24 protein-coding genes and 1 riboswitch are annotated in these 21,985 nt (G+C 63.7%); of the genes, 4 read left to right on the top strand and 20 right to left on the bottom strand.

The window, feature by feature from the left end:
- Positions 1-76 precede the first annotated feature (76 nt).
- A complete protein-coding gene (locus EZV60_RS02455; RefSeq protein WP_135501777.1) occupies positions 77-823 on the bottom strand; it encodes an FG-GAP repeat domain-containing protein in 747 nt (248 codons plus the stop codon).
- 2 nt (positions 824-825) lie between these two features.
- Positions 826-1,149 carry a 2Fe-2S iron-sulfur cluster-binding protein gene (locus EZV60_RS02450; RefSeq protein ID WP_135501775.1) on the bottom strand — a complete coding sequence of 108 codons (324 nt, stop codon included), beginning with the start codon at positions 1,147-1,149 and terminating at the stop codon, positions 826-828.
- Positions 1,150-1,295: 146 nt separating this feature from the next.
- Here EZV60_RS02450 and EZV60_RS02445 point away from each other — a divergent pair, with 146 nt between their 5' ends.
- Both EZV60_RS02445 and EZV60_RS02440 read left to right on the top strand, forming a co-directional pair.
- The gene (locus EZV60_RS02445; RefSeq protein WP_245306174.1) at positions 1,296-1,679 is read left to right on the top strand and encodes an OB-fold nucleic acid binding domain-containing protein; all 384 of its coding nucleotides are present in this window, start codon (positions 1,296-1,298) and stop codon (positions 1,677-1,679) included.
- Between the two features lie 47 nt (positions 1,680-1,726).
- Positions 1,727-2,266 (top strand): peptidoglycan-binding domain-containing protein, encoded by a 540-nt coding sequence (locus EZV60_RS02440; RefSeq protein ID WP_135501772.1) that lies wholly within the window; start codon positions 1,727-1,729, stop codon positions 2,264-2,266.
- Positions 2,267-2,283: 17 nt separating this feature from the next.
- On the opposite strand, the gene EZV60_RS02435 is transcribed toward EZV60_RS02440, so the two are convergent.
- Positions 2,284-2,562, bottom strand: coding sequence for a hypothetical protein (locus EZV60_RS02435; protein WP_135501770.1), 279 nt, complete (start codon positions 2,560-2,562; stop codon positions 2,284-2,286).
- A 209-nt stretch (positions 2,563-2,771) separates the two neighbouring features.
- Between EZV60_RS02435 and EZV60_RS02430 the strand changes: the two genes are divergently transcribed.
- Positions 2,772-3,422, top strand: a complete 651-nt coding sequence (locus EZV60_RS02430; RefSeq protein WP_135501768.1) for a hypothetical protein — start codon at positions 2,772-2,774, stop codon at positions 3,420-3,422.
- Positions 3,423-3,426: 4 nt separating this feature from the next.
- Here the strand turns inward: EZV60_RS02430 and EZV60_RS02425 are convergent, their stop codons facing one another.
- From EZV60_RS02425 to EZV60_RS02405, 5 genes are all read right to left on the bottom strand, one after another.
- Positions 3,427-5,721: a glycosyl hydrolase family 28-related protein gene (locus EZV60_RS02425; RefSeq protein WP_135501766.1), complete on the bottom strand. Its 2,295-nt coding sequence runs from the start codon at positions 5,719-5,721 to the stop codon at positions 3,427-3,429.
- A 149-nt stretch (positions 5,722-5,870) separates the two neighbouring features.
- Positions 5,871-6,410: a peroxiredoxin gene (locus EZV60_RS02420; RefSeq protein ID WP_135501764.1), complete on the bottom strand. Its 540-nt coding sequence runs from the start codon at positions 6,408-6,410 to the stop codon at positions 5,871-5,873.
- A 62-nt stretch (positions 6,411-6,472) separates the two neighbouring features.
- Complete coding sequence (locus tag EZV60_RS02415) at positions 6,473-7,537, bottom strand: Mrp/NBP35 family ATP-binding protein (RefSeq protein ID WP_135501762.1); 1,065 nt, start codon at positions 7,535-7,537, stop codon at positions 6,473-6,475.
- Between the two features lie 428 nt (positions 7,538-7,965).
- Positions 7,966-8,229, bottom strand: a complete 264-nt coding sequence (locus EZV60_RS02410) for a hypothetical protein (protein ID WP_135501760.1) — start codon at positions 8,227-8,229, stop codon at positions 7,966-7,968.
- 111 nt (positions 8,230-8,340) lie between these two features.
- Positions 8,341-8,533: riboswitch (cobalamin riboswitch) on the bottom strand.
- A gap of 34 nt (positions 8,534-8,567) precedes the next feature.
- Positions 8,568-9,515, bottom strand: a complete 948-nt coding sequence (locus tag EZV60_RS02405; RefSeq protein ID WP_167853443.1) for a LysR substrate-binding domain-containing protein — start codon at positions 9,513-9,515, stop codon at positions 8,568-8,570.
- Between the two features lie 84 nt (positions 9,516-9,599).
- Between EZV60_RS02405 and EZV60_RS02400 the strand changes: the two genes are divergently transcribed.
- Positions 9,600-10,016: a cupin domain-containing protein gene (locus EZV60_RS02400; RefSeq protein WP_135501756.1), complete on the top strand. Its 417-nt coding sequence runs from the start codon at positions 9,600-9,602 to the stop codon at positions 10,014-10,016.
- Between the two features lie 75 nt (positions 10,017-10,091).
- Here the strand turns inward: EZV60_RS02400 and EZV60_RS02395 are convergent, their stop codons facing one another.
- The 12 genes from EZV60_RS02395 to soxC all read right to left on the bottom strand — a co-directional run bounded on the left by EZV60_RS02395 (position 10,092) and on the right by soxC (position 21,960).
- Positions 10,092-11,318 (bottom strand): metal-dependent hydrolase family protein, encoded by a 1,227-nt coding sequence (locus tag EZV60_RS02395; RefSeq protein ID WP_245306173.1) that lies wholly within the window; start codon positions 11,316-11,318, stop codon positions 10,092-10,094.
- A gap of 28 nt (positions 11,319-11,346) precedes the next feature.
- Complete coding sequence (locus tag EZV60_RS02390; RefSeq protein WP_135501752.1) at positions 11,347-11,991, bottom strand: isochorismatase family protein; 645 nt, start codon at positions 11,989-11,991, stop codon at positions 11,347-11,349.
- Positions 11,992-12,010: 19 nt separating this feature from the next.
- Positions 12,011-13,321, bottom strand: coding sequence for a TRAP transporter large permease (locus tag EZV60_RS02385; RefSeq protein WP_135501750.1), 1,311 nt, complete (start codon positions 13,319-13,321; stop codon positions 12,011-12,013).
- Between the two features lies 1 nt (position 13,322).
- The gene (locus tag EZV60_RS02380) at positions 13,323-13,853 is read right to left on the bottom strand and encodes a TRAP transporter small permease subunit (protein ID WP_135501748.1); all 531 of its coding nucleotides are present in this window, start codon (positions 13,851-13,853) and stop codon (positions 13,323-13,325) included.
- The gene (locus EZV60_RS02375; protein ID WP_135501747.1) at positions 13,850-14,482 is read right to left on the bottom strand and encodes a TetR/AcrR family transcriptional regulator; all 633 of its coding nucleotides are present in this window, start codon (positions 14,480-14,482) and stop codon (positions 13,850-13,852) included. The genes EZV60_RS02380 and EZV60_RS02375 overlap by 4 nt, the downstream gene beginning before the upstream one ends.
- Before the next feature lie 65 nt (positions 14,483-14,547).
- Positions 14,548-15,672 carry a C4-dicarboxylate TRAP transporter substrate-binding protein gene (locus EZV60_RS02370; RefSeq protein ID WP_135501745.1) on the bottom strand — a complete coding sequence of 375 codons (1,125 nt, stop codon included), beginning with the start codon at positions 15,670-15,672 and terminating at the stop codon, positions 14,548-14,550.
- A 134-nt stretch (positions 15,673-15,806) separates the two neighbouring features.
- Complete coding sequence (locus EZV60_RS02365) at positions 15,807-16,499, bottom strand: SDR family NAD(P)-dependent oxidoreductase (RefSeq protein WP_210115047.1); 693 nt, start codon at positions 16,497-16,499, stop codon at positions 15,807-15,809.
- A 309-nt stretch (positions 16,500-16,808) separates the two neighbouring features.
- On the bottom strand, positions 16,809-18,077 hold the full coding sequence (locus EZV60_RS02360) for an NAD(P)/FAD-dependent oxidoreductase (protein ID WP_135501741.1): 1,269 nt from the start codon (positions 18,075-18,077) through the stop codon (positions 16,809-16,811).
- A 52-nt stretch (positions 18,078-18,129) separates the two neighbouring features.
- Entirely contained in the window at positions 18,130-18,831 is a 702-nt protein-coding gene (locus EZV60_RS02355; protein WP_135501739.1) for a c-type cytochrome, read from the bottom strand.
- Entirely contained in the window at positions 18,821-19,414 is a 594-nt protein-coding gene (locus EZV60_RS02350) for a thioredoxin family protein (protein ID WP_135501737.1), read from the bottom strand. The genes EZV60_RS02355 and EZV60_RS02350 overlap by 11 nt, the downstream gene beginning before the upstream one ends.
- 88 nt (positions 19,415-19,502) lie before the next feature.
- Complete coding sequence (locus EZV60_RS02345) at positions 19,503-20,690, bottom strand: c-type cytochrome (RefSeq protein ID WP_135501735.1); 1,188 nt, start codon at positions 20,688-20,690, stop codon at positions 19,503-19,505.
- The gene (gene soxC / locus EZV60_RS02340; protein ID WP_135501733.1) at positions 20,674-21,960 is read right to left on the bottom strand and encodes a sulfite dehydrogenase; all 1,287 of its coding nucleotides are present in this window, start codon (positions 21,958-21,960) and stop codon (positions 20,674-20,676) included. The genes EZV60_RS02345 and soxC overlap by 17 nt, the downstream gene beginning before the upstream one ends.
- Positions 21,961-21,985: the final 25 nt, after the last annotated feature.

Raw genomic sequence — 21,985 nt, 5'->3', positions numbered from 1 at the left:
TTTGCGGTGCAAAATCCGACCGGAGCGAGGGGCGCTGCCCCTCGCACTCCCCGAGGTATTTCTGGCCAGATGAAGATCAGCGGCAGGTGAGCGCCGCGGTCAGGCTCACAGAGCTGTTATAGCGTCCGAGATCGCGGCTTTCGAGACCCTGCGCGGTAAGGCGGCTGGCGATGATGCGCGTCCAGGTGGCGTCGGCAGTGACGATCTCCGGGATATCACCGCAGCGCCGAATGCCGCCGGCGATGAAATCCCAGCCGATCCGGTGATTGGTCAGGCCGGAGCGCTGTGCGATCTCGGTCAGCTGCCAGTCCCTGAAGCGCCAGATGCGCAGGGTTTTGGCCAGATGCGGGCGGTCGATATAGGCGATCTCGACATGCCCGTCGCCATCGAGATCCGCGGCGCCAAGTGGCGCAAGCCAGCGATTGCGCTGGCCGATATGGGGCGTGGCGGTGATCCGGCCCTGGGCGCTGTAGATGGCGAGCCGCGCGCCTTTCGTCAGGCTCGATTCGACCACGATCACCTCGGGCGCGGCGTCACCATCGAGATCGGCCAGCCGTGGCGCGGTATCCTCGAAGACCAGCGTGTCGGGCAAGGTGAACGTGCGGCGCCGGCCATCCGCAAGATCGAGCCGCAGCGCGCCCCATTCCACCGCGTCGCCGAGAACGCCATGGGCGTAGCGCGTCGTGGGCTGGGCATACTGCGCCGCGACGATCTCCTGCGCGAGGCCCACTCCGGGCGCCGCCAGCCAGAGGCCCAGCGTCAGCCCCGCGCGGCGAGCCCAACGCGGCCAGACGCGCGACGGCGGACGCCGCGCACCGGTCATGCTCAGATCTGCTTTTCCGGCATCTGCACCACCAGACCGTCCAGCGCGTCGGTCACCTTGAGCTGGCAGGTCAGGCGCGAGCGCTCAGGATCGGGCTGATAGGCGAAGTCGAGCATGTCTTCCTCCATGTCCTCTTTCGCCGGAAGCTTGTCGATCCAGGCCGGGTCGACATAGACGTGGCAGGTCGAGCAGGCGCAGGCGCCGCCGCAATCGGCCTCGATGCCCGGGATGTTGTTGTCGCGCGCGCCTTCCATCACGGTCAGGCCGTTGGCCACCTCGACCTCGTGCTTGGTGCCGTTGTGTTCGATATAGGTGATCTTCGCCATGACTTGCGTCCTCTCGCCTCGAAACTTCCCCGGGGGACTTAGCGAAGGGATCTGCCGTTCGCCAGTCAAATTGCGGCAACCGCGCGAAAAGAGTTGCGGAAACCCCCTCATGTTCTATTTTTGTTCTTATGCAGATCGTCACCGCCATGGCCCGCGCGCCCTCAACCCTTTCTTGGCCGCGCCCCCCCGCCGCCCTCATCGCCGCCCGGCTGGATGAACCCCCCGCAGGTGCCCGCGTCACCGTGGCGGGGCTCGTCATCCTGCGCCAGCGTCCCGGCACCGCGAAGGGGGTCATCTTTCTCACGCTCGAGGACGAGACCGGCGTGGCAAACGTGGTGGTCTGGCGCAGCCTTTACGAGACCTACCGCCGCGCGGTGATCGCCGGACGGCTTTTGCGCGTCACCGGGCGGATCCAGCGCGAGGCGGGCGTGGTCCACGTTGTGGCCGAGACGATCGAGGATATCTCGCCCCTGCTCGACCGGCTGCTGATGCCGCAGACAAGTCTTTCGCGCGACGCTCAAACCGGCTAAACTCTCGCTCAAGAGCCACAAGGCCATGCCCCACGAGGCCCGAGCAGATGCGCATCGTTTCTTTCCCCATAGCCGCCACAGGCGTGCTTCTCGCCGTTTCCGGCCTGTCGGGCTGTGGCGCGCCCCTGCCCCTGTCCACCGAGCCCGAGTTGGTACAGCGCCTCGACACCGCGCCGCCCGGCGCTGCCCCGGGCCAGTGCTGGGGCAAGGATATCAGCCCGGCCGTGGTGGAAACCGTGACCGAACAGATCCTGCTCCAGCCGGCCGAACTGCGCAGCGACGGCACTCTTGCGGAACCCGCGATCTACAAGACGGAAACCCGCCAGATGATCGTGAAAGAACGGCAGGAGACGTGGTTTGAAACGCCCTGCGCCGCCGATCACACGCCCGAATTCAATGCCTCGGTCCAGCGAGCCCTCAAGGCCCGGGGGCACTACAAGGGGATGATCAACGGCCAAATCGATGCGCGCACGCGCGCGGCGATCCGTGCCTATCAAAAGGCACAGGGGCTCGACTCGGGCATTCTGTCGATGGCCGCCGCCCGTCAACTCGGGCTGGTCGCGGTGCCGCGCGATACGCTGGACTGATCGGAACCTACCAACGCTCAGCGGCGTGCCCTGCGACGACAGAGCCAGAATTTAACCGGGTAGACCAGCGCCGCCACAACCGCACCCACGGCGATCACGAACTGCGCAAGATCTTGCGCGACGCCGCGTTCGGTTGTCTTGTAAAGCAGAAACGCCAACCCGCCGAAAAGACCCGGACCAAGCGTCACGCTCAAAAGGTAAAATATCCAAAATCCCGCACGACCGGGTGCCTTGTATACCGCGACATAGGCACAGGCCCAGGCGACGAGATAGATTCCGATCCACGCAAACAGCATGATCTTAACTTAGCGCGACTTTCGCCGTCGACCTCCCTTCGATACCGGCGATCACCGGTGGCGGACATGGAACATGGCAACAGCCGTCACATCCAAAAGGTCTTCAGTGCATCAGGTAGACGCCGGACAAGCCGATCGCGCCCACCGAAGTTTCGTTAAGCGATGGTTAACCAAGATTACGCAAAGGTGAGCTTGGGAGGTGCCGGTCCGTGCTCCGTCTTGTCGTCATCCTGTCCTTGCTCGCCGCTCAGGCCAGCGCCGGGGCCTGGCCGCGTGCCGAAGGCACCAGCTTTGTCAGCGTGACGGTGGAACTGGAGTTCGAAAGCGGGATTACCGATGGCACCGGCGGGTTCGGCACGCTTTACGCCGAACACGGGATGGGCTCCGATCTGACGCTTGGTCTCGATCTGGGCGGCGACGAGGCAAACGTCACCAAGGCGATCGGATTTCTGCGATGGCCGCTCGCTCTTGGCGACGGTCCCGGTGTCTGGGCGATGGAATTCGGTCTCGGCACGGTGGACGACAGGTTCGCGCTGCGCCCCGGGGTCGCCTACGGGCGCGGACTGACCTTGGGCGACATGGCCGGATGGCTGGCGGTCGACAGCCGGGCACAGATCTCGGACGGGTTCGACGGCGTGCTGGAAACCGATGTCACGCTCGGGCTAAAACCGCGCGACGGCCACATGATTTTGCTGCAATTGCAAACCGGCGCCCCCTCGACGCGCGATGCCTATGCGAAACTGGCGCCCTCCTACGTCTTCGCTCTGGGCCCAGACCGCCACCTCGAAATCGGGGTGACGGCCGGGATCGTGGAACTCTCCGAGGTCAAGATCAAGTTCGGCCTCTGGCACGAGTTCTGAGCGATCAGATCAGATCGTCGATCCGCACCCGCAGCACGACAGACCCGCGCACCGGCTTCTCCCAACGGAACACCACCTCGTCATTGTTCGGCCCCTGCTTGCTGTCGTAGTAGGGAATGCCGTAATGCGGCTCGTCATTCGCATCGCGAATGGGCCCCGACGGGATCAGCGACTCCACATGCTGAAGCCACGCGCCGAAGGCCAGTTTCGGCTTGGGCGCCACGGTCCAGGCGCGCTGCACGCTGGCCTCGGTATGTTCCAGCACCAGCGGGTTTTCGACCTCGTCCCGCACGTTGTGGAAGATGTTGTCACTGAACTTGATGTTCTTGAATCGCTCGAAATTCATCGTGGCAAAGGTGGTGTCGATACCCTCGAACCGATCAAGCACCCCGTCGATCACCCGAATGGTGTTGCCGGTAACCGCAAGACCGCTGATGAAATGGCCCGGCCCGTGCGGCTTCACGCTCAGGAAGTTGAAGGACGGCACCGCGCTCGAACACAGGAAGATATTGCCGGTGATTGACAGCGACGAGAACGAAAACTCGCTCGAAAATCCGGGCTGGTGATCGTATTCGTTGGACCATTCAATGGTGCAGTTGTCGATGTAGTTGCCGGTGATCGTGGCGCGGTTGTTGGTGCGCGTTAGAACAATCCCCGCAAGTCGCGGCCCGGGATCGGCGCTGTCGCCCTGGAACATGTGGTTGCCCGAGAAGATCGTGCTCGATCCGCCGATGATGGCAAAGTGGCGGAAGAAGGTGATCCGGCAGTTGCGCACCTTCAGGTCGTTGCCGTTCGTGTTGATTCCGATCGACGTGCGCTCGGTCACCAGTTTCGAGGATTCGTCGGACACGAACTGACAGCGGTCGATCATCATGCCCTGATCGCCCTCGCCGTGACTGGTGATGCAGCGTTCGCGGGCGCGGGTGAAAAAGCAGTCCTGGAACATGAAGCCCTTGCCGGTCGGCGGCAGCAGCACCCCGCTGCAATCGCCCCCGCACTGGAATTCCACATTCTGCACAAGACAGCGCGAAATCTGATCGAAGCCGCTGAAATCCCACATATATTTGAAGCGACGGAAGGTGTAGACTTGGGTGCCCGCGGCGTCATAAAGCGGATGGCTCAGCGTGATCGTCTGCGCCCCGACATTGGTCTCGCGCACATAGATCTCGCGGCCCACGCCGTTGCCCTCGATCAGCGATCCCACCTTGATATTCGCCACGTTGACGACATTAGTAAGCCGCTTGGGGTCGTCTGGATCGTAGGTCGCCTGCGACGTCGCCACCTCGACGTCGAAATTGGGGCCCGGCACGACCGAGATCTGCCCGTTCTTAATCACGTGGCGCTGCGCATAGAAGGTCCGGTTGGCCACGGCCGCCTGCATGTCGATGGGCGCGCGCAGCTGCACCTTGCGCCCCGCCATGTCCAGTTCCACGTGATCGGGATTGTTCAAAAGCGCCTGATAGGCCTTCTTGAACGCCTCCTCGTTGTCGCCGCCGAACGCCTCGACATAGCTCGGCAAATCGTAATTCTTCGTCAGTTCCAGGATCTTGTCGACCGGCATGACAACGGAACCCTCGAACCGCACCTTCGACTGGAAGGTCACGCTGTCGCCCAGGAAATAGGTTCCCGCCGAGACCAGCACCTCGCGCCCGTTGGCCGCAGCGTCCGCCGCCTCGAACGCGGCATGATCGTCGGTCACGCCGTCGCCGACCGCGCCATAGTCGCGCACATCCACGACCGTGACGTAATCGCGCAGGAAGACACTGGTGACGTCCTCAATGTCGAGATCGTCGATCCGCACCACGCCGCCATTGGGCCCGGTCAGATCCAGACCGAAATGCCCGTAAAGCGCCTCGCGGCCCCAGACCATGTCGACGCCACCGCGATTGCCGGTACCGACGATGGCGCTCACCTCCACGACATCGCCATAGCCCGTCAGGCTAACCGCCGGGCCGGTCAGGGTCACGCCGGTCACGGCCGCACCGCCCGCGCCCCCGGCCCAGGCCGCGATGCGGACGGTTGGCAGGTTGCCCGCGACCGCCTTTACACGCGCGCGGATCTGCAGGTAACAGCCCGGCAGGATTGGCGTCTCACCCATGTAACGCAGCTTTTGCACGGTATCGGTCTTCTGCAGTTCCAGCGCGCCGCCAAAATCCTGATCGGCCGGCACGAAGGCCGCGTTGAACGCCGCCGCATAGGTGTCCGAGCCCGGCGTGCCGTCGCCGCTCGACCACATGTCGAGCCCCTGCCCGAAAGCCGGCGGCCGAAAGACGATACCATCGGTGATTGCCTTGTTCATGAATTCCCCTTTCCGCGCCGGGCGCCCGCATGCCCCGACATCACAAATTGCCAGCCGATAGGCGCGCCGCTCTGGCCGCACCCAGTGGCAAAGGGAAATATCAATGGTGTGTTAACGCGCTCTGAGACCACCGTAACGGTGGTTGCGTCTCACGCCGCGCTGTCGTCCGACTCCAGCCAGGCTAGCATCGTTTCCGCGCCCGACACTTCCAGCGGCACGCCCGGCGGGTTGTCGCGAAATCCCGGCTCGATAAACATCTTGGTAATGCATCCATCCTCGACCAGCATCGCGTAGCGCCAGCTGCGCATGCCCATGCCCTGCCCGGTCCGCTCGACCAGCATGCCCATCTTGCGGGTGAATTCACCATTCCCATCGGGCAGCATCATCACCTTGGAGATATCGCGGGACAATGCCCATTGATACATCACGAAGGCGTCGTTGACCGCCAGACAGACCACGCTGTCGATGCCTTGCGCGACTAGGGCGTCGTGATGGCGCTCATAGCCCGGCAGGTGGCTGTCCGAACAGGCCGGCGTAAAGGCGCCCGGCACGGCAAAGAGCACGACGCGGCGACTTGCAAAGACGTCGGCGCTGCGCAGCGTTTTCCATTCGAACGGGTTGTCGCCCCCCAGTTCGGGATTGCGCACGCGGGTATGGAACACGGCATCGGGCACGGTCTGCGGGGTCATCGTTCACCTCTTGTTGGTTTGAACACACAGCTTAGCAGCCGCAGCGTCAGTGAAAAGCGGCCTCAGGCCATGCCGCCCGCCACCAGCCTCTCGGCCAGCCGCGCATAGGCCTCTGCCACCGGCCCCGCACCCGCCGCAACGGGCCGGCCTTCATCCCCGCCGATCCTGGTCTCGAGGTCGATCGGCAGCACCGCCAAAAGCGGCAGGCCCAGCGCCTCGGCCTCCGCCGCGACGCCGCCATGGCCGAAGATATGCGCCTCATGCCCGCATTCGGGACAGTGAAACAGCGACATGTTCTCGATCAGGCCCAGGATCGGCGTTTTCAGCGTGCGGAACATGTCCATCGCCTTGCGCGCATCCAGAAGCGCCACGTCCTGCGGCGTCGACACCACCAGCGCACCGGTGGGCGCGGCCCGCTGGCACAGCGTCAACTGCACGTCGCCCGTGCCCGGTGGCAGATCCACGATCAGCACGTCAAGCTCACCCCAGCGCACCTGGCTCATCATCTGCTGCAGCGCGCCCATCAGCATCGGCCCGCGCCAGACCACGGCCTTTCCCGCCTCCATCATCAGCCCAATCGACATCAGCGTGACGCCATGCGCGCGCATCGGCTCAATCGTCTCGCCATCGGGGCTCGATACCCGCGCCTCGACGCCCAGCATGCGCGGCTGGCTTGGCCCGTGGATATCCGCATCCAGAAGCCCAACGCGCCGCCCCGCCCGCGCCAGCGCCACCGCCAGATTGGCCGAGACCGTCGATTTGCCGACGCCCCCCTTGCCGCTCGCCACGGCAAGAATGGATTTGATGCCCGCCGGCCGGATCGAGCTCTGCCCTCCCTTGGGGTGCCCGCCCACCTTGAGTTGCGGCGCCGGTTTCGAGGCGGTGGGCGCAGTCAGCGCCACCCGCACCACGGCCACGCCCGGCACGGATTGCGCTGCACGCTCCGCAGCCGCGCGCAGCGGCTCCATCATCCGCGCAATCTCGGCATTCGGCGCCTCGATCACGAAACTCAGCTCACCGGCCTCGATTCGCAGCGCGCGTACCATATCCCGGCTGATCAGCGTGCCGCCATCGGGCAAATCCAGCTTGTCCAATTCGGCCCGTACCTGCCCAAGAATGTCGCTCATCGCCAAATCCTTCCGCGATCTCATAAAACCCCGTCACGAGCTGTTTCAAACAGGAAACCAAGCTCGCGACCAGCGGGTATTTTCGTTCGCATTTCGCCCAAAAAAGCGGCTCAAGCGCCTGATATCAAGTCAGAATCCCATATGCGTTTTCTGCATGGCAGCATTGCGCAGAGGGGTATTGTGCAGTTGCAGCATTCACCTATCTTTGTCTCAACGAACCGAGACATGGATCGGATGCCACTCCTCCTCCCTTGGCATCTGTGACGGCGGCAGCCCCGCATTTCCTCCCTTGGGGATGCCGCCATAAATACCGGGCCTGCTTCGAGGCCCGCGAGACGCGAAGGGTTCCTCTCCTCCTCCCTGGGGCCCGACGTGACCAACGGCGGCGCCTCTCCTCCTCCCTGGCGTCGCCGTTTTTCTTTTACGCATCAGCTGTGCCGCCGCACCCGCCGCCGCCCGGGCGCGTGAAGGCCCGGCGCCGCCTGGCGCAGCACGTCCGCAAAGGCGCAGGCCGCGTCGCTCGACATAGGGCACGCGCTCAATTCGGCCTGCGCGGCCCGGATCGTCTGCGCGGTCACCTGACCGGGATGCGCGAACACCCATTCCAGAAATCCCAGCCGTGCAGCGTCTTGCGCCGCGGGGCCTGTCGCCTCGCTGCGCTCCAGACCTTCGACAATTCGCGTCACGGTCATGATTGTCCCCTCCTTTCGGTCCCACCCCGGACCGGCTTGGGGCGGAGTACCCGTGCGGAGGAAAGACACAGGCCAGAAGGGCCAGTGCATCCGCCCGCACCGCGCCCCGCGGCTTGACGTCGTCCAGAGGCTGGTTTCCGGGCTCGCCGGGATCGGATACCGCGCCTTCCCGGCCGTGTCCGGCCAGTGGCATCCTGCGGTATCCCCCGGACTAACCGTTGCGGGGGCAGCGCCGGGTTTGCACCGGCTTCCCAATTCTCCGCCGAACCTTGCGGGCCGGCGGCACCTCTGTCTACGACTGTGCCGGGTTCGGCCCCTCCGCGCAAGAGGGCGCGCACCTATTGGGCTGCGTTGAGCACCCGTGCTCCGGGCAGACGGTCGAACATCGCCTCATCGAGGACCCAATCGCGGAACGCGACGATCTTCGGCTCATGCATCCGGGTCGCCTCGACCGCGATGGAATAGATCGTGCGTGTTGGCGATTCGATCTCGAAGGGCGCCACCAGCGTCCCGCGCGACAGGGTCTCGCCGATCATGTGCTTGTAGCCCAGCACGACACCCAGACCGTTCTCCGCCGCGCAGGTGGACAATTCACAATGGGCAAAGACCGGCCCGCCCCGCGGGCACTCACGCGCGCGCCCCAGAAGGCCGAACCATTCCGGCCAGCCATCCTCGACCTCGTCGCGCAAAAGAACCTTCTTCAGCAACGCCTCGGGCCGGGTCAGATCGGGATTCGCCCGCAGATAGGCCGGACTGCAAAGCGGGATGCGGCTGGAACTCAGGAACGGCGTCACCTCGACGCCGGGCACCGGGGCATCGCCCCAATGCACGATCACGTCCGGCGCCCCGCCCCGGAACTCCGTTGGGGGCATCCAGCGCTCCATGCGAATCTCGATCGAGGGATGCGCCGTCATGAACCGTCCCAGGCGCGGCATCAGCCATCGTTTCATGAAGCCCTCGGTCATGTGCAGATGCAGCACCCCCGTCGCCGCCTCGCCCGCTACGCGCCGGGTCGACGCGTCCAGCGCATCAAGGATGGGACCCACCAGTTCAAGGTAATCGCGCCCGTCGCGCGTCAGCCGCACCGCGCGGGTTTCCCGCTCGAAAAGCGCGCGGCCCACGAAGGTCTCCAGCACCTTGACCTGGTGACTGACCGCAGAGGGCGTCACGCAAAGCTCCTCTGCCGCGTCCTTGAATGCGCCCAGCCGTGCCGCGGCCTCAAAGGCCCGTAACGCCGGAAAGGGCGGCAGCTTGCGCTTCGCGACAGGTGAATTCGGTTCACCCACTGGTAAATTCCTTTCGTTTGTCGGGTCTTGCGTCCTCACCCTACGCTAATCCCACGTAATTTCAAAACGCTCCCGGAGGATCGCATGACCAGACCAACCCTCATCGCAACCGCCTGCACGCTCGCCGGTCTCGCGACCGGCTTCGCCCTCGCCTCCGCCAGCGGCCCGACCGAGCACAAAGGCCTCGCCGTCGAGGCGCTCGGCCGGATCGAAGCCGACATGCTCAAGCGCCAGACCGGGCTTGACGGCTATTTCATGCAGCTGCGCGCCATCACGATCGAACCCGGCGGGCAGATTGCCCAGCACGATCACGCAACCCGCCCCGGCCTCGTCAAGGTGATTTCCGGCGACTGGGTCGAAGGCCGCCCCGAGGGTGAGACCACCTATTCCGCCGGTGGCACCGACGGCATCGTCGAGGACGGTGATACCGATCATTGGTTTTACAATCGCGGCGACACGCCCGCGACGGCCATCGTCTGCGATCTGACCCCGGCCGGATAAAAACGCAATCGGGCGCCCCGTGGACGGGCGCCCGTTCCGTGCTTTTCGCACGATGACCGCCGCAAGTGGCCGGCGTCAGGATCGCTTGATGAACCGGCCATCCTTCATGATCGCCGCGATGTTCTCGCCCTGGCCATCCAGAAGCGAAAGATCTTCGAGGGGGTTGCCCTCCATCATGATCAGGTCCGCATAAGCGCCTGCCGCGATGGTGCCGACCTGCCCCTCCATCCGCAGCACCTTGGCCGCGTCGAGCGTGGCAGACCGGATCACGTCATGCGCCGGAAGGAACCGACCGCGCAGGGGGAACTCGCCGGATTGGTATTGCTGCATCCCTCCAAGAAGGTCCGACCCGTAGCCCATCAGAACGCCCTCTTCGTGCAGCAATCCAAGCGCCTCCAGGCCTGCGTCGCGCACATCGGCCACCTTGGCCACGGATTCCGGCGGCAGCCCGAAATCGGCGCCCCGCGTCCCAAGCAGTTCGTAGGTGATATTCGTGGGCACCACGACCGCGCCCTTCTCGGCCACGCGCTTGGCGGTCTCACGCTTGATCAGATTGGCGTGCTCGATGGAATAGAACCCCGCCTCCAGCGCCCGGCTGATGGCCTCGTCGGTGTAAAGGTGACCGGCCACGTAGGTCTCGGCATTCGCGGCCTCTTCCACGGCGGCCTCAAGTTCCGCGACCGAAAAACCCAGAAACCCGATCGGGTCCGTGGGGGACGACACCCCGCCATTGGCCATCAGCTTGATGAACTTGGCCCCGCCCTTGATCTCTTCACGGCACGCGCGGCGCATCTCGTCGACCCCATCCACGATCCGGCCCATCGACCCGATCTGGTCGCGGTAGAAGGCCGCGCTGCGCGGGTTGTAGGGCCCGCGGTAATCGGTGTGTCCGCCGGTCTGTGACAGGGCCTTGCCGCAGATCACAAGACGCGGCGCGATCAGCAGACCCTCCTCGATGGCATCGACAATACCGATATCGGCACCGCCAAGGTCGCGCACGGTGGTGAACCCGCGCAGGATCATGTTCTTCATCAGGCCCATGGCCCGATAGGCCAGCAGCGAATTCGGCAAGGCCGCGTTGGCGCCAAGATCGGCGGTGGTGGCGATGACATGCACGTGACAGTCGATGAGCCCGGGCAGCACATAGTGCCCGCTGGCGTCGATTTCGTCGTCACAGGTCACGGACACCTGTTCCGCAACCTCGCGAAAGACGCCGTCCTCGATCACGATGTCCATCGGGTCGGTCGGACGGTCCTGCGCACCGTCGATGATGCGGGCGTTGCGGATGATCTGCATAGTCATGGGTATTCCTTTTGTCTTGCGGGGCGGATTACGCGTTCCGGCGACCCACGCGGTCGAAATAGTCGATCACCTCGTCCGAGGTGGTCTGATCGACATAGCGGCGCGAGATGTCGCGGAGATTGTCGAGATGCGGCTGCTCTTCGTGGTCGCCGACACAATCCTCGGGCACGATGGTGCGAAACCCGTATTGGAAGCTGTCGATGCTCGACGCGCGGATGCAGCCGCTGGTGGTGCAGCCGGTCACGATCACCGTGTCCACGCGCTGGCGGATGAAGAACGGCACGACGGGCGTCTGGAAAAAGATCGACGGGCCGGTCTTGCAGACCTTCACGTCATAGTCCGGGTCATAGATCGCCGGATCAAGCTCGGAGCCGGGATGTTCGTGCCGGAACTGTTCGCGGACTGCCGAGATCTTCCAGTGGGGCATGTCGCCCTCGTCTTTGTAGGCGGTATAGCAGCTGGCAACGGGGATGTTGTTGCGCCGCGCCACCTCCAGCAGCCGCGCTGTATTCTCCAGCCCCCGCATGATCAGTGGCGCCCCTCCCAGCGGAAAACGATCCTCGGTAAACGCTTTCTGAAAGTCCACGACGACGATGCCGGGTCGCGCACCATAGCCCACGGGGATCTCGCCATAGGACCGCTTGGCGTAATCGGCATTGGAAAAGGACGTCATCTTCGGGCCTCCGGTCGGATCAGTTGTAAACAAGCGATGGCAGCCACAGCGACATCGCCGGGATCAGCACGATGAGCAGCAGCGCCACGATATCCATCAGGATGAACCAGCTCACGCCGCGGAAGACCTCAGGCAAGGTTACAAGATTGCCCAGCGCCCCCTTGATGACGTAGACGTTTAGCCCGATGGGCGGCGTCACAAGCCCCACCTCCAAAAGCTTGATGACAATGATCCCGAACCAGATCGCGTCGATCCCCGCGGCATCCACCAGCGGCAGGATCAGCGGTAGCGTCAGCAGCAAAAGACCGATGGAATCGATCAGCATCCCCAGCACCAGATAGATCAGCGCCACCGCGAACAGAATCCACCACTGGCTGTCGCTGACCGACAGGATCATCTCAGAAAACGCGGTCGGCAGCCGCGACATGGCCAGGAATTTGGTGAACAGCACCGACCCGATCAGGATGAGAAAGATCGACGCCGTGCTTTGCAGCGTATTGACCGCTGCCGCGCGGAACCCCTCCCAATCAAGCGAGCGGCGCAAAAGCGCGATGCAAAGCGCGAAGAACGCGCCCAGCGCGCCCGCCTCCGTGGGCGAGAAATAGCCGCTGAAAATCCCGCCCAGAACCAGCAGGATCAGCGTGGGCAGTGGCCAGATCTCCTTGAGCGCCTCAATCTTTTCCGCGCGGGTGGCCTGCAGGCTCACCTGACCGGCCAGGCCCGGCTGCGCCTTTACCCGAACCATGATCATCAGCGCGTAAAGCAGCGCCGAGACAAGGCCGGGAATGAACCCCGCCATGAAAAGCTGTCCGACCGACACCTGCGCGTAGACCCCGTACAGGATCAGCAGAACACTCGGCGGAATAAGAGAGCCCAGCGTGCCCGACGCCGCGATCGTGCCCGTGGCCAGACCCTTGTCATAGCCGTTCTTCAACATCTCGGGCACGGCGATGCGCGACATCGCCGCCGCCGTCGCCACGCTCGATCCGGACGCGGCGGCGAAAAACGTGCACGCGCCCACGCTCGAAATCGCAAGCCCCCCGGGCAGCCGCGCCAGAAACAGGCGCAGCGCGCCGAAAAGCCCGCTGGTCAGTTTGCCCTCCGTGGCGAGATATCCCATGAACAGGAACATCGGCGCGGCGGTCAGCTCCCACTGGCCGATGAAATCGAAAGGCGTGGCCGACACGACGCCCCACGCGATGCGCATATTCGTCAGCTCTGCGATGCCCACGATGGACACCAGCCCAAGCACCACGCCAATCGGGAACCGCAGCGCAATCAGCAGCAGCGTGACACCGACGGCAATCACTCCGATGGTCGTGTTGTCCACGTCAAAGGGCCTTTCTTTGGCGGATGGATTTCAGCAGGTTGCAGGCCGAGGCCAGAAGCAGGCCGAAAAAGCCGATCGGAAGCGCCCAGCGGCTGGGCCAGATGTAGAAGATGAAATTCGACATGATCGTTTCCTTCCGCTCCGTCGAATTCCACGCATCGATAAAGCTTTGCCGGAACATCATGGCGAAGAAGACAATGCACATAATGCAGCTCAGCAGATACAGCGCGAACTGCACCCGGTCGGGCATCATCTGCACGAAAAGATCGACACGGATATGCTCGTGTCGCAACTCGACAAAGCCCATCGGCAGCATCACCAGCAGGATCATGTAGTAATACGACACGATCTCCAGCGTCCCGATCAGCGTCACCCAGCCGGTCGCGCGCGCCACCACCTCGGCGGTGACATGCAGCATCATCAGCAAAAGCGCGACCGAGGCCAGCACCACGAACCCCCGGTTCAGTCCCAGGATCGCGCGATCCAGAAACGTGTCGCCCGGGCCGGTCTCAGGATCGGCAGAGGCGGTCATGAAGCACCTGTTCCGGCTGCCACACCGCGCGACAGCTTCAAAAGCTCTTTCCAATAATCGATGGTCTCGCGGAAAAGCTCCGGCTCGTCGCGCCAGATCGTCTGCGTGGCCATGCCGCGCGCCAGGCACATGATCGCGGTGATCTCCACCTTCTGGCGGCGCTGCGTTGCCGGATCCAGAGACCGGCCCGCGATCTTTTCCCAGATCCGCAAGTAGGCGTCGTTGAATTCCTGCGCGACCGGCACAAGCGCCGCCTTGATCTTCGGATCGGTGCGCGCGGCGTTCACGAACTCCATCGATACCATATAAAGATCGCCGGAAAACCGCTCCCAGACGAAGTCGATGAACTGGTCGATGGTCAGGCTCTCCTCGACCACGGACCTTGCCTTGCGCTCGGCCTCCTCCGCCTCGCGCAAAAGCAGCGACCGAAGCGCCTCGGCCATCAACGCCTCCTTGGTCGGAAAATGGTGCAGCAGCGCCCCGCGCGACACGCTGGCCCGCTGCGCCACCTCCGTCGTCGAGGTGTTCATCAGCCCCTTGTCCTTGATGCACGACAGCGTCGCCTCAAGCAGGCTCGATGTCGTCTCGAAGGTGCGTTGCGCCTGGGTGCGTCGCTTGCGTTCTGGCATGATCGTCGTACTCCGAAGGATGACAGGGGGCGCGGCGGGTCCGCGCCCCCTTTTTCGAGTCAACCTTACTGCACGCCGTAGCTCGATGCGTCGATCTTGTTGTAGATCTCCTTCATCGCAAGCTCGGTCAGAGCGTCTTCATCGGTCCGGTCCACATCGGCCAGAAGCTTTTCCCACTTCTCATGCGTGGCGATGAAGGCGTCGATGACCTCTTTGCCATTGCTCAGGCCATAGGTCTCTTCCGCGGTCTTGTAGGCCGTCTCGACCGAATTCGCCCGGTATTCCTCGGCCGACGCCAGCAGATCTTCGGCGGGTTCATAGACGTTGTTGCCCTTCTCCTTGGCCAGCGCGAGCTTCTCCTCGGCGCTGCCGACATATTCGATGATCATGCGCGACATCGCACGCGCCGTGGCCTGCATCAGGATCTCGCGCTGCTCGGTCGTCAGGCCGGACCAGAAGTCGGGGTTAAAGCCCCACTGCGGTCCGGTCCAGTACATGCCGGTCGACAGCATCGTGGTGTGCTCCGACACCTCCCAGAGCGACCGGTCGATCAGGTCGTTCGCGGCATTCGACGCGCAATCAAGCGTGCCACGCTCAAGGCCCGTGTACATCTCGGACGACGGCACATTGACGGGGATACCGCCGGCCTTTTCCACCCATTGCGACACGCTCGATCCGGCGGTGCGGATGCGCTTGCCCTTGAATTCCTCCATGGTGCGCACCGGCTCGCGACAGAACAACACATAGGGCGGCGTCGCGTACGAGCCGAGATAGACCACGCCCTTGTCGGCCCATTCGGCAAGCTGCGTTTCATTATTCATGCTGAAATCGGTCGAGGCGAAGATCATCACCAGCGGATCGGAATAGTTGAACCCCAGCTCCTGCACGCTGTTGGCCACCGGCATCTCAGAGGGCGTGTAAACCGCCGCGTGGTGGGCGACCTGCACGACATTGTCGCGGATCCCCTGAAGATTGGCGCGCGGCGCCAGCAGCACGGTGCCGGTATAGACATCGGGCTTCAGGTCGCCGCCCGACATTTCCTCGACCATCTCGGCCCATTCGATATACCCGTATTTCGAGTGGGGATGCTCCGCCGCGTAAAAGGAATTGGCCGTGAACGTGGTCTCGGCCATGGCGCCCCCGGCCATGAGGGCGGCCGCGGCCGCGCCGGTAAGAAACTGTTTCAACATGATTTTCTCCCTGTTCGGATTTCGGTCTTTGACGATTCTTATGGTGCCTAGGCTGACTTCGTCACAACAAACAGTCAAGTCTGTTTGTTTTTAACTTGGCAAAACGCCCTCCCCCCGTTTCGCATCTGCGAGGCTCAGTAGACCCCCTCCTGCATGCAGTTGACGTGAAACTCCGCGACGCTCGAATTGTCGGGCATGTCCAGGATCAGCGCGACCGCGTCGGCAATAGCGCCGGGGTCACTCATCTCGTCATGCGGAAGCTGGGAAATCGCGTGCGCCATCTCGGTATTGACCAGCCCCGGACAAATCGCCGTCGCCCGGATCCCCTGCTCCCACCCGGCCTGCCGCAACGCATGCGCCAACGCGACCACGGCGAATTTCGAAACCGAGTAGAGCCCCGAACCGGCCGACTTGACCCTCTTTCCCGACAGCGACGCCAGGATCGCGATCCGCCCGCGCTCGCTGCGCTCAAGCTCCGCCCACGCGGCCTTCGCCATCCGGCGCGGCGCCTTGAGATTGATCGCCATCAATTCATCGATCTGCGCGTCCGTGGCCTCGATGATCGTGCCGGGTGTCATGATCCCCGCCGAAGGTACGATCGCGTCGACCTGCCCGAAAACCTCCACGGCTTCTTTCACCCACGCCTCTTCCGAGCATGCCTCGGCGTCGTATTGAAACAGATGACAGTGCCCGCAGGTGTCCCATTCGGGCCTTTCGGGCCGCCGCATCCCAAGCGACAGGTTCCAACCATCCGCATGCAGACGCCGGGCGATCGCCTCGCCAATGCCCCTGTTCGCCCCGGAAATAAGCGCCGTTCGTCCAGTCACCAGATCTCTCCTTCTCCTTCATAAGTCAGCGCGGACCGATCCCGCGCGCCAGCCCGCGGTCGCACCATCGCGCAAGTGCAGCCACCGCGTGCCTACCACGCGCGGCCCCGCCCGAACATCCCGGGACACATGCGGAACGAGTTCACGAAAAAAGCCCGCATCGCCGGACAAGGGCACGCGGACACGATCCTGTCGCCGACGCGAAATCCGCCCTGATCCGGGTTCTGACGCCGCCACGGCGCGGCCCCTTCGGCGGGCGCGGGGTGGGCGGGTGGGCGCGCCCGCCAAAGGGGCCGCGCCCTCGACCTTTCAGCCGAACATGTCTTCGGTGATGCCGGCGTACCAGCCAAGGCTTTCGTTATAGGTGGCCTTGCGCAGCGCGCTGTCCTCGCCGGTCTGGCTGATGAAACCGTCCACCTTGGCGATCTTTTCATCCGTCGCCTGATAGCTCGCGCCGACCTTCACACCGTCATCGGTCTCGATCAGGCTCCAGCAGGTGTTCGAGAACTTGGCAGGGAACACCTTGGTGTCCAGAAGCGCCCCGCGCACCGCCATCGCCGCGACCTTGGCCTGGGAATTGGCCGAATAGCCCGATTTCGGCATGTCGCCCTGGTTGGTGGCGTCGCCCAGCACGTGGATATTCTCGTCCATCCGGCTCTGCATGGTGTGCGGCACCACCGGCGCCCAGTTGCCGTCCATTACGCCCGCCATCTCGCAGATCCGGCCCGCCTTCTGCGCCGGGATCACGTTGCAGGCATCCACCTTCTCGACCGCGCCGTCGATATCCACGGTCATCTCGTCGGGATTGACGCTCACGTTGCCGCCGCCGAAATCCGGCCCGAGCCAGTCGATCATGCCGCCGTAATGCTTCTGCCAGCCTTCCTGGAAAAGCGCCATTTTCGAAAATTTCGGCTTGGGATCAGCAATCAGGATCTTCGCGGTGGGGTTAATCTCCTTGAGAAGATGCGCCACCATGCTCACCCGCTCATACGGCCCCGGCGGACAGCGATAAGGGTTGGGCGGCGCCACCATGGCGAAAAGCCCGCCTTCCGGCATCGCCTCCACCTGCGCCTTCAAAAGCTCCGTCTGGCTCCCGGCCTTGTAGGCATGGGGCATCTTGTTCTGGCTCGCCAAGCTCCAGCCCGGCACCGAATCCTCGATGAAATCGATCCCCGGGCTCAGGATCAGCCGGTCATAGGGCAGCACCGCGCCCCCGGCCAGCGTCACGGTCTTTGCGTCGTTGTCCACACCCACGGCCCAGTCATGCACCACGTTGATGCCGTACTCCGTGGCCAGCGTGCCATAGCTGTGCCCGATCGAGCTCAGCTCGCGGAACCCGCCGATATAGAGGTTCGAGAAAAAGCAGGTGTAATAGGCCCGCGTCGGCTCCACCAGCGTGACTTCGATCTCGCCCGCGCTGTCCTTGGCGATATAGCGCGCCGCCGTGGCGCCCCCGGCGCCGCCGCCGATCACCACCACCTTGGGCTTTCCGTGATTTGCCGCGCGGACCATGGGCGCGGAAAGGGCCACCGCCGCCGCGGCGCCCGTGCCGATAAAGGCGCGTCTGTTCAGTGTCATTTCAAAGTTCCTCCCAAATAAAAGTACCGTTGTCTGCCGCGTGCGCCGCGGTCTAGTTGATCGTCTCGAAATAGGCCGCCAGCGCCGCGATCTCCTCGTCGCTCAGCCGGCCGGCCATCATCTGCATCACCGGGTGCGGACGCAGCTTTCGCTTGTAGGCATGCATCGCCACCACGAAATCCTCCGCGGGCCAGTTGGTGATCGACGGAATGCCGTCGTCATTACCGTCGCTCTGGTGACAGGTCAGGCATTCGCTCGACAGATACTCGCCATACTCGGGGTCCCCCACCATCGCCAGCACCGCCTCGGGCAGGTCCACCTCGCGTTTGCGCGCGGTGGGGTCAGCCTCGGGAATGTCGCGCGGATTGTCGGAAAACCGCCGCAGATAGGCCAGCAGATCGGCGCGCTCGCCCGCGTCCTCCAGCCCGTCAAAGCTCATCCGCGTGCCCGAAACCAGCGCCTTGGGGTTCTCGATATAGGCATCGAGCGTCCGAAGGTGCCATTCCAGCCCGTCCGCACCCGCGCGCCTGAGGCTGTCCGAATAGTGATACCCGTCCCCGACCGACGCCGCGCGCCGCCCGAAAATCCCGTTAAGATGCGGCCCGATCCCATTCTCGGCCCCGCGCCCCACCTCGTGACAGCCCGAGCACAGCCCAAAAATCTCCTCGCCGCGCGCGGCATCTCCGATGTCTTCGGCCCACCCGGCCGTTCCCCAGATCACGGCCAGCGCCGCAATCAGGCTCCTACCAGACATCAGGGTCGATTCCCTTTTCGCGCAACGCTTCAAATTTATCCTGCAAATACCTCTGAAAGCTTTGTTTTTCGTATTCGCCGGTCACTACATATTCCAGTGACGACAGGTAATGAAACGGCTTCAGATAGCCGGGCAGCCGAAACACCTCCGCCTCGCGGAAGGTCTCCGCGCCCACGTTATCCTTGCCGAAAATCACCGTGGTGGGCGTGAAATTCACGCCCCATTTCTGCGCCAGACGGCGTTCCTCCAGAACCGCGCCGTCGAAATCCGTCACCTCGCGCGCGCCCCAAAGGTCAAGCTGGATCACGTCGAAATGCTCTTGGATATAATCGGTGATCTCGGTGCGCTCAAAATTCACCTCGTGCAGCTCGCGGCAATAAGGACAGCCCGCCTGCTCATAAAGCACCAACAGGTGCCGCCCCTCATCTGACGCGGTGGCCAGATCGTCCCCCATTTCCAGAAAGGTGTCGAGCATCCAGGGCTGCTTGTGCAGCCCGTCATCGCCCATCGTGGCGGCAAATCCCGGACGCGCCATCATGGCCCCGGCCACGGTAGAGACGCAAAAAGAACGGCGAGTCAGCATGATCTCTCCTCCCTTGGATCAGTGCCGAGTGTGCCACAGAGCGCACGATTTACAAAACGGGGCCGGTCACCCGGCCCCGCAAAACACGTCACTGTGAATGCGACCTCAGGTATTCCACGATCGCCGCCTGATCGTCTTCCTTTTTGAGACCGGCAAAAGACATCTTCGTGCCCTTGGCATAGCTGCGCGGATTCTCCAGAAACGCCGCCAGTTCCGCCTCAGTCCAGGTCTTCCCGGCCTCACCCATCTCGGCCAGCGCGCCGGAATAGTTGAACCCGTCAAGGCCGCCGACGGTGCGCCCCACCACGTCGTTCAGATGCGGCCCGACGCGGTTCTTGGCGCCCTCGCCCACCATGTGGCAGGCTTGGCACTTCTTGAAGACCTTCTCGCCATCGGCCACCAGATCGGCATCAAGCGCTGCGGTTTCCACCGCGGCCTCCACGGCCTGCTGTTCGGTTGCCGGTTCGCTCGGTGCGGCCTCGGGCTCGGCTACGGCCATGTCGCTGGCCTCCTCGGTGGCGCTCTCCTCTTCCGGGGTCACGTCCAGAACGGCGGCGCGCATTGTGATCTCGACACTGTCCTTGCAGTTTTCCATGCACGGCTCGGCATTCCAGAAATGCGCCTCGGCCTCTTCGCGGTCATCCACGATGAACCCGTCGGCATTGGGCATTTCCACCTCCAGGAAATTCTCGTTCGAAAGAACGAAATCGTCTTCCACGAGGTAATTGGAATAGAGGATATAGGCCGTGATCGCATAGGTCTCGTCCACCGTAAGCGTCTGCGCACCCCCGAAGGGCATCGAGCGGTGTACGTAATCCCACGCCGTCGACAGGTAGGGCCAGTAGCTGCCAACGGTCTTGACCGGGTCCTTGTCGGCCAGTGTGCCATCGCCACCGGCCAGCTTGGGCCAGTTGCCCACACCCTCGGCGAATTCGCCGTGGCAGACCGCGCAATTGTTCGAAAACAGCGTCTCGCCATCCGTGACCGAGCCCGAGCCGACCGGCAGTTCGGTTGCATCAGGGCTGATATCCAGATCCCATGCCGCGATTTCCTCGGGCAGGGCCTTTCGCCCGATCCCCATCGGCCCTTCCGACGGGCCGGGCTGCGCATTTGCCGCCGCGATCACAAGCCCATAGGCCGAATTGGGCGCATCCGTCATCATCCGCGCCTCGCCCGGCAACGGGGACACGAACCGGTCCGCGAAATTGGCCGCCGCCGTCAGCACGACGCCCACGCCGACGACCGCGCCAGCATAAAGATTAAGAGACTTCGACATTCTCTGCCTCCCCGTTTTCCTTCACCCACCAGGTCTGGATGCAATTGTTGTGATAGATCGAGTTCTCGCCGCGCACCTCGCGCAGCTGCGCTTTCGTGGGCTGGACATAGCCGGTCTCGTCATGCGCCCGGCTCTGCAGGAACATCTCGCTGCCGTCCCACTCGATATCGAGATAGAACCGCGACAGCGCCTTGGAGTCACCTTCCTTGGCAAGCCGCGCCTGCGTCCAGTTCATGCCCCCGTCCGTGGACACGTCCACGCGGGTGATGGCACCCCGGCCTGACCACGCGAGGCCAGTGATGACCAGCGGCCCGGGGCCATGGGTGATGGGCGATTGCGGCGAGGGAGAGGTCACCACAGACTTCGCATCCATCTCCCATGTCCACTTGCGGCTCGTGCCATCCGCCAGCGTGTCGGTGTACTTGGAGGTTTCCTCGCGGCTCTCGGTCGGGCCGTCCTTGACCTCGACACGACGCAGCCACTTGACCCACATATTGCCTTCCCAGCCCGGCACGACGAGGCGCACGGGATATCCATGCTCCTTGCGCAGCGCCTCGCCGTTGGCCTTGAACGCCACCAGCACGTCGTCGAGCGCCTTTTCCATCGGAATCGACCGCCCGTTCGAGGACGCATCGGCACCCTCCACGTAGATCCATTTGTCACTCAGATCGCCCGCAGCCTCGAGCCCCGCCTCTTCCAGCAGGGTCCGCAGCGGCACGCCGGAATATTCCATATTGTGGATCATCCCATGCGTGAACTGCGCGCCGTTGAGCTGCGCACCGGCCCATTCCATGCCGGTATTCGCCGCACATTCGCAGAAATAGACATGGTTCTCGCGCGGGAACCGCTCCAGATCGGCATAGGTGAAGACCAGCGGCTGATCCACCAGCCCGTTGATCATCAGGCGGTAATCTTCCTTCTTGAGCTCAATGGCCCCCGAATGGTGCCGCTCGAACGCACAGCCCTGCGGCGTGATCGTGCCGTCCAGCGCATGAATGGGCGTAAAGTTGATCGAACTGATCGTATCGGCCGTCAGCCACTCCACGTTGCGGCGGATCACGTCATCCTCGAACCGGATCGGCAGGCCGTAAGGCGTGGCATCCACGCCCTCGCCCAGCCCGCTGGCCCAGTCCTGCACCTCGGTGATCAGCGGCTCGGGTCCATCCGCCGCGCGCGCCATCGCACCCCCGGCGACAGCACCACCCGCCGCAACCGCGCCCTTCAGGAACGCGCGGCGCGAGGCCCCCTTCTTTTTGGTCTCGGCAGTCATGTCTCTGACCTCCTCTTTCGTCTCA

Origin of the sequence: Roseovarius aestuariivivens, assembly GCF_004761875.1 — a bacterium.
Classification (GTDB): domain Bacteria; phylum Pseudomonadota; class Alphaproteobacteria; order Rhodobacterales; family Rhodobacteraceae; genus Roseovarius; species Roseovarius aestuariivivens.
This window is presented reverse-complemented; position numbering and strand designations above follow the sequence as displayed.